Genomic DNA, 11,799 nt, shown 5'->3' on the forward strand with positions numbered 1-11,799 from the left:
TCAATGCTTGATCTGCCCCAGGCGGCGCAGAAGAATCTGGCTCATGTCAATGCCCCTGGAGAACAAATCCACGGGAAAGTTTTCATTGGGGGAGTGGATATGGGCATCAGGAAGGCACATGCCCAGCATCAGGGCATCCGCTCCCAGCACGCGCTTCATCTCCTCAATAATCGGAATGCTGCCTCCTTCCCTTACCAGCACGGGTTTGCGGCCAAAAGCCTCTTCCAGAGCCTGCTGGGCGGCAAGACCGAACTCGGAATTCGGATCGCACACGTAAGCATTCCCGCCGTGGCCACGCCTGAACTCCACCGTGACGCCCTTGGGGGAATGTCTCTTCACATGTTCCTCCAGCAGGGTTTCAATCCTTTCAGGCTGTTGCCCCGGCACCAGCCGGCATGAAATTTTGGCAAAGGCATGGCTGGGGATAATCGTCTTGCTTCCCTCGCCCTGGTAACCTCCCCCAATACCGTTGATTTCCAGCGTCGGACGGGCAAAGATACATTCCGCTCCGGTGAACCCGGCCTCCGTCACCACGGTTTCCACGCCCGTCAGCTGAGCCAGTTCCTCATTGCTCATGCCGGGCACCGTGGCCCACATGCTGCGTTCCCATGTGGCGATAGGTTCCACGCCGTCGTAAAACCCTCTCACGGCCACGCGCCCCTCCTCATCATGGAAGGAAGCGATTATTTCCGCAAGAGCCGTGATGGGATTGGCCACCGCTCCTCCAAACACGCCGGAATGAAGATCCGCGGAAGGGCCTCTGACAATTATTTCCGCCCCGGCCAGGCCGCGCAGACCGTAGGAAAACGTAGGGGTGTCCGGAGCGGCCATTCCGGTATCGGAAACCACAATCACGTCGCAGGCCAGTTCTTCCCTGTGCTCCTTGATGAACTGGGAAAGACTGCCGCTACCCACTTCCTCCTCCCCTTCCAGAAGAAAAATCACATTCACGGGAAGGTGGCCGCCGTTCTGGCGGAGCAATTCCTCCACGCCCAGGATATGGGCGAACAGCTGCCCCTTGTTGTCCGTAGCGCCGCGGGCGTAAATTCTTCCGTCCCTCACTTCCGGCTCAAACGGGTCGGATTCCCACAATTCCACAGGATCTACGGGCTGCACGTCGTAATGACCGTAAATCAGCACGGTGGGCTTTCCTTCCTCCCGCGGGCTGCGGGCCAGCACGATGGGGTGGAGGGGCGTTTTGCAGGCCTTTGCTTCCAATCCCATGCCGGACAATTTATCTACCAGCCAGTCCGCGCAATCACTCACGTCCCGGGCGTGCTCCTTCTGTGCGGAAATGCTGGGAAATCTCAACAAGGTGGCTAATTGATCCAGTCTGTTCATGCCTTCATCAGACCATGCCTGCGGCTTCAAATCAACCGGTAAAGTGTGGCATTCCATGCCGGAACGGGCCTTTTTTCAAAAAAGGCCCCCGCACACGGCCCCGGCAACAATATTTGATTGCTCTCACGTGTGTTTTGTTTCTTTATATAGGATTATGTTCAGCAAATCCAAAGTGAAGAAAGTGGATTTCGTCACCCTGTCCAAATTTTACGGCAAGTACAAGGAAGCCCTCCAACTGGAACTCATCAACAGCCCCGCCGGCCTCAGCCGCCACATCTGCGAACCCGCCCTCAACCGCCCCGGCCTGGCGATCGCCGGCTTCTACTCCTACTTTGCCAACAAACGCATCCAGGTTTTCGGCTCCGCGGAGCTGGCCTATCTTCAAAAGCTGCCGGAAGGCATGCGCAAATCGCGCATTCAGCGCATGTTCCGGTGCGAGGTGCCGGGCATCGTCTTCTCCCGTGACAAGATCCCTCCACGGGAAATCGTGGAACTGGCGGATGAGGCCGGCGTCTGCGTCTTCCGCACAAGCCTGGTAACCATGAAATTCGTCAACTCCGCCACCATCATTCTGGAAAACGAATTCGCGGAAAGCGTCACCCTGCACGGCTGCATGGTGGACGTGCGCGGAGTGGGCGTCCTCATCCGCGGCAAGAGCGGCGTGGGGAAGAGTGAAACGGCCCTGGGCCTGATTGAACGCGGGGCGGCCCTCGTGGCGGATGACATGGTGTACGTGCGCAACGTGGGCGGAGAACTGGTGGCCAGCGCCCCGGAAATGAGCCGCGGTTTCATGGAGGTGCGCGGCCTGGGCATCGTCAACATCACCACCCTTTTCGGCCTGAAGTCCATCCGCCACAACAAGCGCCTGGACCTCATCGTCACCCTCATTCCCGCCAAGGACCAGGAAGAGCTGGACAGGCTGGGCCTGGAGCGGGAGGGGCTGGACGTCCTGGGGGAAAAAGTGCTCCATGTCCAGCTTTCCGTGGCTCCCGGCAGGGATATTGCCAGGCTGGTGGAAGTAGCCGCCATGGACTACCATCTCAAGGACATGGGCATCGACATGGCCGGGGAGTTCAACCGCCGCCTCATGTCAAACTTCCAATCCTCTGAAAAGTAGGACTGACAAAAAACTCTTGGAAAAAAACTTTAATTAGTGTACTTACCGTTGTAGCAACCGTTATCACCCCTTACTTCAAATTCCATGGTCACCAAGGAGCTCACCATCATCAACAAACTCGGCATTCACGCGCGTCCGGCTGCTCAATTCGTCAAACTGGCCAGCAAATTTGATGCAGACATCGTCGTGGAGAAGGATGGCGAGGAAGTTGACGGCAAGAGCATTCTGGGTTTGATGATGCTGGCGGTAGGCCACGGCTCCAAGATCACCATCATGGCGGAAGGGAAGGATGAACAGGAAGCGTTGAACGCGCTGGAAGACCTGATTTCCCGCAAGTTTGAAGAAGATTAAAACACTCCGGCTCACAGCCATATGAGACCGGGCCATCAAGCCCGCAGATGATTCAGGAACCCATTTCAACGGAAGAAACCTGGCTTCAGGGCATTCCCGTTTCCCCCGGTATTGCCCTGGGCAAGATTAAAATTCAGATCAGCGGTTCCAGGGAACCTGTAGCGTACGATATTTCCCCGGAAGAGGTGGATGCCGAGCTGGTGCGCTTCCACCGGGCGTTGCAAACAACCGCGGACCAGATCAGGACGTTGCGGGAACGCATGATCCAGATATCCGGAGAGAAGGATGCCTCCATCTTCGACGCCCACATCCTTCTCCTTCAGGACAAGGTTATCCTCCAGCAGGTTCAGACGGAACTGGTCAAGCGCCTCCAGAACGTGGAGCACATCTTTTATGTGGTCATGCAGAACTACATGGAAGTTCTGCGCCGCGTGGACGATCCCTACCTGCGCGCCAAAACCGCGGACATGGAGGATGTCATGCAGCGGGTCATTAACAACCTCCACAGCACGGAACCTCCTGAAGACGAGGAAGAAGCGGAAAAAGACCAGGTGCTGGTGGCTTATGACCTGACCCCTTCCGACACGGCCGCCATGGACGCCAGCCTGATTCACGGGTTTGCCACGGAAATGGGCTCCTCCGTCTCCCACACAGCCATTCTCGCCCGCTCCATGGGCATCCCCGCCGTCGTGGGGCTTGAGCAGGCCCTTCTGAGAGTGGAAAGCCACTCCCCCGCCATTCTGGACGGCTACAAGGGCGTGCTTATCCTGAAACCCACGAAGGAAACGGAGGAATACTACCACCGCCTCCAGGTGGAAAAGGAAAAGGCCTACAAGGCGCTGGAAGCGCTGCGCGGCCTGCCCACCATCACCCGGGACGGTCGCAACATCCGCCTGTCCGTCAACGTGGAGTTCCCCCATGAATACTCCGGCATCAAGGAGGTGGGAGCGGAAGGCGTAGGCCTGTTCCGCACGGAATTCTTTCTTCTGGGCAATCCATCCGGCATGCCGGATGAAGAAGAACAAACGCGCTACTACAGAAAACTGGCGGAAGGCTGTTCCCCCCACGGCGTCATCTTCCGCACCCTGGACTCCGGCGGCGACAAGCTGCCGTGCGAACAGCTCCGCGCCCCGGAACCGAATCCCTTCCTTGGCTGGCGTGGCATCCGCGTCTCCCTCAGCCGACCGGAACTGTTCAAGCAGCAGCTCCGGGCCATCCTCCGCGCCTGCGCGGACACGCCCGGTTGCGGCGTCATGTTCCCCATGATCTCCGGCTACACGGAAGTGGTCACGGCCAAGCACATCCTCCAGGAATGCCGGGAGGAACTGGAAAGGAAGAACATCCCCTATGCGCGGGATTTGAAAGTGGGCATCATGATTGAAGTGCCCAGCGCCGCCATTATGACGGACGTGCTGGCCCGCGAGGTGGACTTCTTTTCCATAGGCACGAATGACCTCACCCAGTACACTATTGCCGTGGACCGGGTCAACAACCGCGTCGCCAATATGTTTCGCCCCACGCATCCTGCCGTGATACGCATCATGGGCATGACGATCACCGCCGGAGAACGGGAAAACATTCCCACGGCCATCTGTGGGGAAATGGCGGGGGACATCACCCTGCTTCCCCTGCTGATCGGCTTGGGAGCCACCTCCATGTCCGTGGGCGTCCACCTTGTCCCCATCATCCGGTACGCCATCCGCAATCTGGACTACGGCCAGTGCCGGGACATGGCGCAGAAGGCGCTCCAGGCCCCCAACAGCAGGGCTATCGTGGACTTGAGCACGACTCTGGCCCGGAAATCCTATCCGGCCCTGTTTGAATAAGCCCTATCCGGCCCGGAAAAACGGAACTTTCCCGGCCAAACTGCCGCAGGAACACGAATCCTTGACAGAAATGTCCGGCCCATGCGTTATTACAGGTACCGGCTTTTTTGATAATGAACATTTCCCGCATTGCAGCCTTTTTCATCCCGTTCCTGATGGGAAGCGCCTGTTTCGCTTCCGCAGCTTCCGCAAAAAAAGCCCGCGCGGCAGAATTGAAACGCCCCAACATCATCCTTTTCCTGGTGGACGACATGGGCTGGCAGGATACATCCCTGCCCTTTTGGAGGGAAGAGGACGGCTCTCCCAAGCCTACTTTCCTGAACAAGCGCTACCGCACGCCCAACATGGAGGCTCTGGGCAAGCAGGGCATGGTCTTCACGAACGCCTATGCGCAGCCTATCTGTTCCCCCAGCCGGTGCAGCCTCATGTCCGGCATGAACTCCGCCCGCCACCGCGTCACGAACTGGACGCTCCTGCGTGACCAGACCACGGACGCAGGCCATCAAGCGCTCAAGGCTCCCGCAGACTGGAGCGTCAACGGCATCCAGCCGGCAGGAACCAGGGCCTCCGGAACCACCCGGCTCCCCCTGACGGAAGAAACAATCCAGTACAGGATGGAAAAACCCTTCACCCAGGTGCTTGGGCTGCCCGCCCTGCTCAAAAAACAGGGTTATACCACCATCCACTGCGGAAAAGCCCATTTCGGCTCCAAAAACACGCCCGGGGCCAATCCCAGGCTCTTCGGCTTTGACTACAATATCGCCGGCACGGAAATAGGCGGCCCGGCGGACTACCGGGGTTCCCGGAAATACGGCACGGGAAATTTCCATGTGCGCGGACTGGATGAAAATAATTATTATGAAAACGACACATTCCTGACGGAAGCCCTGACGCAGGAGGCGCTGAAACGCCTGGACGCCATCCGGAAAAACCCCAGGGAGGCGGACAAGCCTTTCTATCTGTACATGTCCCATTACGCCATCCATGCCCCTTTCGACATGCGCGGCTATGACAAGAGGTTTGCGGAAGAGTATTCCAACCCCAATGACGGCCACAAATGGTCCGACAACGAAAAACGCTACTCCGCCCTGATCCAGGGGATGGACAAGAGCTTGGGCGACATCCGGGAATATCTGAAAAAAAACAATCTGGATAAAAATACCGTCATCATCTTCATGGCGGACAACGGGGGCCTCGCCATCAGCGGGCGCATGGGCAACAAGGAATCCAATTACCCGCTGAGCTTCGGCAAGGGTTCCAACCGGGAAGGCGGCATCCGGGAACCGATGATCGTCTGCTGGCCCGGAGTCACGAAGGCGGAAAGCGTCTGCGCCACTCCCGTCATCATTGAAGACTTTTTCCCCACCATTCTGGAAATAGCGGGAGCGGAAAAAATCCAGGCGCCCCAGGTTGTGGACGGCAAAAGTTTTGTTGCCCTGCTGAAAGGCGGCAGCATGGACCCCAACCGCCCCCTGCTCTTCCACACGCCCAACGTATGGGGGGAAGGAAACGGAAACAACTCCCTTTATTCCCCCAGCACGGCCATGCGCCAGGGGGACTGGAAGCTTATCTACTGGCACCCTGACCAGAAGTTCGAACTCTTCAACCTCAAGGAGGACATCAGCGAAGAGCATAACCTGGCGGAACGGCATCCGGAACGCGTTAAGGCCATGGCCAGGACCATGACCGCCCTGCTCAAGGAGCGCAAGGCCCAAATGCCCACCTACAGGAAGAATAATCCCGCCGGAGCCCGTGAAGGCGCTCCCGTACCGTGGCCGGACCAGGCGGCGGCCAGGCTGTAAAGGCATCTCCACCCCTACCTGGAAAGCCGCATTATTCCCTTTTCTTTTAAGAAAACAGGGAGTATGGTGCGGCTTTCCCGTTTTTAATTCCCTTTCAAAAACCATGAACAACCTCCTTTCCATCGAACAGCTTACCGGAGACGAAATCCGGGGCCTGCTCGCCCTGGGCCACCGGCTTAAGGCGGAACGCGGCCATCATGAACGCCTCCCCCTGAAGGGGCAGACCTGGGCGCTCATCTTTTCCAAATCCTCCACCCGCACCCGCGTTTCCTTTGAAGTGGGCATCAGCGAACTGGGGGGCCGCCCCATGTTCCTTTCCGTCCATGACATCCAGCTTGGGCGCGGAGAGCCCATCAAGGATACGGCCCGCGTACTGGGACGTATGATTCACGGCGCCGCCATCCGTACGTACGGGCAGCAGGAGGTGGAGGAATTCGCCAGTTTTTCCGGCATTCCCACCATCAATGCCCTGACGGACGAGGAGCACCCCTGCCAGATCCTGGCGGACCTGCTTACCATTGAGGAAATCTACGGCCCCGGCTCCTGGAAGGATATGAAAATCGCCTTCGTGGGGGATGGGGACAACAACATGTCCCGCTCCTGGATGTGGGCGGCCAAGAGGCTGGGCTTTACGCTCGCCATCGGCGCCCCCACCAATTACCTTCCCCTGGAAGACTTCCGCAGGCATCTGGACTGCGAAAACGTCATCTTTACCACGGACCCCGTGGAAGCCGTCAAGGGCGCTTCCGTCATCAACACGGACGTCTGGCTTTCCATGGGCCAGGAATCGGAAGGGCTGTCCAAGGAAAAACACTTCTATCCCTACCAGGTGAACAGGGAGCTGCTGGAACACGCCGCCGCCGGCCATTCCGTTTTCCACTGCCTGCCCGCCTACCGCGGCAAGGAAATCACGGAAGACGTGCTGGAACATTTTGCTCCCGTTATCTTCCGGGAAGCGGAAAACAGGGTGCATGCCCAGAAAGCCGTGCTCGCCACGCTTGCGGACGCCCGCCGGGGATAACCCGCCCGGCTCACCCTACCAAATCTCCGAGCCATGAACTACGAAGAACGCCTGCAAGACCTGCTGGATGAACTGGACTTGTTCCAGGACTGGACGGAACGCTACGAATACATCATCAGCCTGGGGAAAAAACTGCCCAGGCTGGAGGAAGCCTACAAAACGGAGGACTCCCTCATCAAGGGATGCCAATCCCGCGTGTGGCTGCACACGGAACCGGACAACGGCGTGCTGAAACTGTACGCAGACAGCGATTCCCTCATCACCAAGGGCCTCATTGCCGTCTTCATCCGGCTGCTTTCCGGTCTGCCTCCGGAAGAAATCCTGAAGGCGGACATGTCCAAGCTGGACAAAACCGGCCTGAAAGACCACCTGGCGCCCACCAGGGCTAACGCCCTCAACTCCATGGCGGTCCAGATTAAGCAGGCCGCCATGAAAATGGCGGAACACCATTGATTTTTTCCAGAGCAATGACTCACGGCCTTTTCCCGCATCTTCTCCTGCTCTCCGCATTCTGCGGCGCAAGCCTCTCATGCAGCAGCTCTTCCCGGGACATCGCCATCCGCAGCATTCCTTCCGGAGCCAGCCTGCGCGTGAACGGAGATTACGCCGGCCAGGCCCCCGTCACGCTCTCCCTGAACAGGCACAAGCCCGTGCACGTTGCGGCGGATAAACCCGGCTTCCTTTCCACGGAAAAAACGTTTTATCCGGAAATGACCACGCAAGGGGCCATTTTGTGGGGCCGCAATAACGAGAAGTCCAAGGACTTCAAAACGGACATCCTGACCATCCGCCTGAAAAAGGCGGATTCAGGAGCGCCTCCTCTGCGGGAACTTCCCGTAAAATGGTAACAGCCTGCCGGACACGTTCCGGCAGGGAAAGCGCCTATTCATCCCGCGCCCGGTACGCAGGCCCGTCCCGCACGCCCCTTTCATGGACGGATCAATAACCCGCCAGTTTTTTGAGGCCGCACGCTAATCCTCCCGCCCCGGGCGGCGGGCCATGACGGCGGAACCTGCCCTTTTCAGGACCAGGGCCGTACGCGGCAGCAGGTACAGGGAAAGGTTCCCGTCCTCATCCGTAAAATGCGGCATGGAAACATCCTGCCTCCCGAAACCGCCGAAACGGGCGCTGTCCGTATCCAGCACGACCCGCCATTCCCCCTTCTGGGGAACAGGCAGCATATAATCCATGATAGCCTTGTCCCCGGACCAGTTGAACACAAATAACAGACCGCCGCGGTGGAATGCCATGACATGGTTGGTCTCGTCAATATTAAGCGGGAAAGGCGGCGGATTATTCAGCAGCCGGGCTTCCTGCGCCAGGCGGACCATCGCCTGGTCAAAGGCATTCAGGAACTTGAACCTGAGGGAAGGATTGTCCACCAGGGACCACTGGCGGCGGCAGTATTCGTAAGACCAGCCGTTGCCTTCGCGCGGAAAATCAATCCATTCCGGATGCCCGAATTCGTTGCCCATGAAATTCAGCCAGCCTTCCCCCCCGGTAGCCAGCGTCACCAGGCGGATCATCTTGTGCAGAGCCATGCCGCGGTCAATAATGAGGCTCTGCTGGTCCACGGCCATTTTCCAGTACATTTCCGCATCCATCAGGCGGAACGCCAGAGTTTTGTCTCCCACCAGGGCCTGGTCATGGCTCTCGCAATAGGCCACATGCGGCTCTCCGTAGCGCCTGTTGGTCAGCGTGTACCACATGTCTCCCATGCTCCATTCCTCATCCTTTTTCTCCTTGAGCAGCTTAATCCAGTAATCGGGAATACCCATGGCCAGACGGTGGGAAAAGCCAATCCCCCCTTCGTCCACCGGGCGGCACAACCCCGGCATGCCGGACATGTCCTCCGCAATCGCTATGGCGCCCGGCTTCACCCGCTGAATCAGCGTAGTGGCCAGCTGCAGATAAGCCACGGCATCCAAATCCACGGAAGAGCCGAAGTAGGCGCCCAAATCCCCGAACGGCTCATGCCCGCGGTGGAAATACAGCATGGACGTCACGCCGTCAAAACGGAAGCCGTCAAAACGGAACTCTTCCAGCCACCAGCGGACATTGGACAGGAGGAACTCAATCACCTCGTCCCGGCCATAATCAAAACAACAGGAATCCCAGTCCGGATGGCGGCCGCGCTCCCCGGGCAGGAAATACATGCCTCCGGAACCGTCAAAATTGTTCAGCCCTTCCGCCTCGTTCTTCACGGCGTGGGAATGCACCACGTCCAGCAGCACGGCGATGCCCAGGCCGTGAGCCTGGTCTATCAGGTATTTCAGATCCTCCGGCTCGCCGAAACGGGAGGAAGGGGCGAAAAAGGAGGAAACATGGTAGCCGAAGGAACCGTAATAGGGGTGCTCCTGGACCGCCATCAGCTGGACGGTATTGTAACCCAGACTGGAAATCCGGGGAAGAACCTCGTCCGCAAACTCGCGGTACGTATGCACGCGCCCTTCTTCCCCGCCCATGCCTACATGCGCTTCATACACGAACGGAACTTCCACCCGGGAAGGAGCAAAACCGTTATTCCGCCATTCATAGGGGCGCTCCGGCATCCAGATCTCCCCGGCAAAATCATAGGTGGTCGGATCCTGGACGGTCCTGGTAATCCACGCGGGAATGCGATCTCTGCCCGTGCCGTCCGCACCGACCACGTGCACCTTCACCTTCTGCCCGTGAGCCAGAGCATCAGGCGGCAGCGTAATCTCCCACACGCCGCGCTCATTCCGCTCCAGCGGGTGGCTCTCCCGGTTCCAGCCGTTAAAATCTCCAATCAGGGACACCCTGCGGGCGGCGGGAGCCCATTCCCGGTACGTCCACGCCCCCGTCTCCGCGTCCCTGTTGAAACCGTAATAGCGGTAGCCACGCGCGTATTCCTCCAGAGAACCGGCGCGCTGGTTGATCCTCTTCATTTTCAGGTCAAACAGACGCTGGCGGTCGCTTATCTGGCGGGAATACGGCTGGAGCCATCCGTCCGCCATCACCAAGCCGGGTATCGGGGGTCTTCTCATTATCCGATGATACCCCGCCTCAATCAGAAGGGTCAAGGAAGAAAGAAGGGCTGCTCCCGGAGGGGAAGGAAAACAGGCGCGCCCTTTACCCTCGTCCGGGAAGGCGCCCCGTATCACGCATGTACATCATCCTGGCCAGAACCTCCTTGGAAATATGGTTCAAATCAAAATGCACAGGGGGAGAATCCGGCAGAGCTCCCCAGTCCCCGTACTGGCCGTACAACACCATTTCAGGCAACCGCGGGGCCGGGAACTCCCTTCCCTCAAACCGGACGCGGGAAAGCGGAAACAGCCATTCATGACGGAAGGAATGGCGACACGGGCCGGCAAAAGGAATCTCAAAACCCAGGAAAATGTTTCCTCCATCCGCCGGTCGCCGTCCTCCCATCACCACACGGTCCCGGATCGCCATCTTTTCCTCATAAGAACACCGCGTCCGGTAGCGGCAGGAGGAATCCACCTCATAATCAAGCATTCCGGATGCTTTGTAACCGCGCAGCAGCCACTCCCCTTCCTCAGGGGCATCCGGAGACCACGCGGCAGGGGCCGTGTCATACGGGAAAATGTCCACATTGCATAACGTGCCCGGCAACCCGATCTGGATGAACGGATCCATACTGACGGAGAAACCGCGCGAACCGAAAAGCCCGGCGGCGTTCGCCCTCAACCTCTCATAATCTTCACGCAGCATGGAAATATCCAGGTCGTCATCCCAGGGGATAAAGCCCCGGTGCCGCACCGCGCCCAGCAGGGTCCCGAAATCCAGCCAGTACTGATAACCGCCCTCTTCAAGAATGCCGGACACCTCATTCAAAAAACAGGTCATGGCCTGCTGCACAATCCTCAGCACTCCGGATGCCTGGGGCATTTCCTCGGCTCGGACGGTAGCTTTAACCAGTTTGCCCAACTGGGAAAATTCACTTTCCCGGCCCACCTTGAACCGCCCGCACGGAATGCCGAAAAGACGGACGAAACGCTTCTTCCTGTCCGTGCAGGAAGAAAGCACGTTCAGGCCGCAGCACCGGACTTCCGTCACCCACCAATGCTTTCCCCTTACTAATTTCCCGGTTCTTCCGGCGGTAATGAATGATGGCAGCTTCATCATGGGTAAATTTGGTCAAAAAACACGCGGGCTATGCTTCATTTTTCCAGGAAAGCACATCCGACAGATTCAGAACTTTATCTCCCACTTCTTACAAGTCAATGAAAAACAAGCCGTTCTTTTCGGAGAAAAACACCCGTTCCATCATCGTAAAACTTCTTTTTCCAAAATGGCGGACAAACCTTATCCGCCCCTTTCCACTGTATTGGCGACAAGCGGATTGAGCATCCG

At 58.2% G+C, this 11,799-nt stretch carries 11 protein-coding genes; 8 read left to right on the forward strand and 3 right to left on the reverse strand.

Annotation, left to right across the window (positions count from 1 at the left end):
* Positions 1 to 1,341, reverse strand: coding sequence for a dipeptidase (locus tag B3075_RS09625; protein WP_290492080.1), 1,341 nt, complete (start codon positions 1,339 to 1,341; stop codon positions 1 to 3).
* Between the two features lie 154 nt (positions 1,342 to 1,495).
* On the opposite strand from B3075_RS09625, the gene hprK reads away from it, so the two are divergent.
* From hprK to B3075_RS09660, 7 genes are all read left to right on the forward strand, one after another.
* On the forward strand, positions 1,496 to 2,458 hold the full coding sequence (hprK, locus tag B3075_RS09630; RefSeq protein WP_094136283.1) for an HPr(Ser) kinase/phosphatase: 963 nt from the start codon (positions 1,496 to 1,498) through the stop codon (positions 2,456 to 2,458).
* An 84-nt stretch (positions 2,459 to 2,542) separates the two neighbouring features.
* On the forward strand, positions 2,543 to 2,809 hold the full coding sequence (locus tag B3075_RS09635) for an HPr family phosphocarrier protein (protein ID WP_094136284.1): 267 nt from the start codon (positions 2,543 to 2,545) through the stop codon (positions 2,807 to 2,809).
* A gap of 47 nt (positions 2,810 to 2,856) precedes the next feature.
* Positions 2,857 to 4,635 (forward strand): phosphoenolpyruvate--protein phosphotransferase, encoded by a 1,779-nt coding sequence (gene ptsP / locus B3075_RS09640; RefSeq protein ID WP_290487771.1) that lies wholly within the window; start codon positions 2,857 to 2,859, stop codon positions 4,633 to 4,635.
* A gap of 113 nt (positions 4,636 to 4,748) precedes the next feature.
* Complete coding sequence (locus tag B3075_RS09645; protein WP_290487770.1) at positions 4,749 to 6,437, forward strand: sulfatase; 1,689 nt, start codon at positions 4,749 to 4,751, stop codon at positions 6,435 to 6,437.
* Positions 6,438 to 6,540: 103 nt separating this feature from the next.
* Positions 6,541 to 7,458: an ornithine carbamoyltransferase gene (gene argF, locus B3075_RS09650; protein WP_046435577.1), complete on the forward strand. Its 918-nt coding sequence runs from the start codon at positions 6,541 to 6,543 to the stop codon at positions 7,456 to 7,458.
* Between the two features lie 33 nt (positions 7,459 to 7,491).
* The gene (locus B3075_RS09655; RefSeq protein ID WP_290487769.1) at positions 7,492 to 7,911 is read left to right on the forward strand and encodes a SufE family protein; all 420 of its coding nucleotides are present in this window, start codon (positions 7,492 to 7,494) and stop codon (positions 7,909 to 7,911) included.
* A gap of 14 nt (positions 7,912 to 7,925) precedes the next feature.
* Positions 7,926 to 8,306: a PEGA domain-containing protein gene (locus tag B3075_RS09660; RefSeq protein WP_290487768.1), complete on the forward strand. Its 381-nt coding sequence runs from the start codon at positions 7,926 to 7,928 to the stop codon at positions 8,304 to 8,306.
* 123 nt (positions 8,307 to 8,429) lie between these two features.
* On the opposite strand, the gene B3075_RS09665 is transcribed toward B3075_RS09660, so the two are convergent.
* Positions 8,430 to 10,466, reverse strand: coding sequence for an alpha amylase C-terminal domain-containing protein (locus B3075_RS09665; RefSeq protein ID WP_290487767.1), 2,037 nt, complete (start codon positions 10,464 to 10,466; stop codon positions 8,430 to 8,432).
* A gap of 85 nt (positions 10,467 to 10,551) precedes the next feature.
* The gene (locus tag B3075_RS09670; protein ID WP_290487766.1) at positions 10,552 to 11,571 is read right to left on the reverse strand and encodes a LicD family protein; all 1,020 of its coding nucleotides are present in this window, start codon (positions 11,569 to 11,571) and stop codon (positions 10,552 to 10,554) included.
* Between B3075_RS09670 and B3075_RS09675 the strand changes: the two genes are divergently transcribed.
* Positions 11,570 to 11,799 (forward strand): hypothetical protein (locus tag B3075_RS09675; RefSeq protein WP_290487764.1); only part of this gene is annotated, 230 nt, incomplete at its 3' end. The genes B3075_RS09670 and B3075_RS09675 overlap by 2 nt on opposite strands.

Origin of the sequence: Akkermansia sp. UBA7090 (assembly GCF_002493465.1) — a bacterium.
Classification (GTDB): Bacteria; Verrucomicrobiota; Verrucomicrobiia; order Verrucomicrobiales; family Akkermansiaceae; genus Akkermansia; species Akkermansia muciniphila_A.

Bases quoted from the DNA above. Each gene is read 5' to 3' on its own strand.
- B3075_RS09635 (WP_094136284.1), top strand. From the start codon at position 2,543: ATGGTCACCAAGGAGCTCACCATCATCAACAAACTCGGCATTCACGCG.
- B3075_RS09665 (WP_290487767.1), bottom strand. From the start codon at position 10,466: ATGAGAAGACCCCCGATACCCGGCTTGGTGATGGCGGACGGATGGCTC.
- B3075_RS09670 (WP_290487766.1), bottom strand. From the start codon at position 11,571: ATGATGAAGCTGCCATCATTCATTACCGCCGGAAGAACCGGGAAATTA.
- B3075_RS09655 (WP_290487769.1), top strand. From the start codon at position 7,492: ATGAACTACGAAGAACGCCTGCAAGACCTGCTGGATGAACTGGACTTG.
- B3075_RS09660 (WP_290487768.1), top strand. From the start codon at position 7,926: ATGACTCACGGCCTTTTCCCGCATCTTCTCCTGCTCTCCGCATTCTGC.
- B3075_RS09645 (WP_290487770.1), top strand. From the start codon at position 4,749: ATGAACATTTCCCGCATTGCAGCCTTTTTCATCCCGTTCCTGATGGGA.
- hprK (WP_094136283.1), top strand. From the start codon at position 1,496: ATGTTCAGCAAATCCAAAGTGAAGAAAGTGGATTTCGTCACCCTGTCC.
- B3075_RS09625 (WP_290492080.1), bottom strand. From the start codon at position 1,341: ATGAACAGACTGGATCAATTAGCCACCTTGTTGAGATTTCCCAGCATT.
- argF (WP_046435577.1), top strand. From the start codon at position 6,541: ATGAACAACCTCCTTTCCATCGAACAGCTTACCGGAGACGAAATCCGG.
- ptsP (WP_290487771.1), top strand. From the start codon at position 2,857: ATGATTCAGGAACCCATTTCAACGGAAGAAACCTGGCTTCAGGGCATT.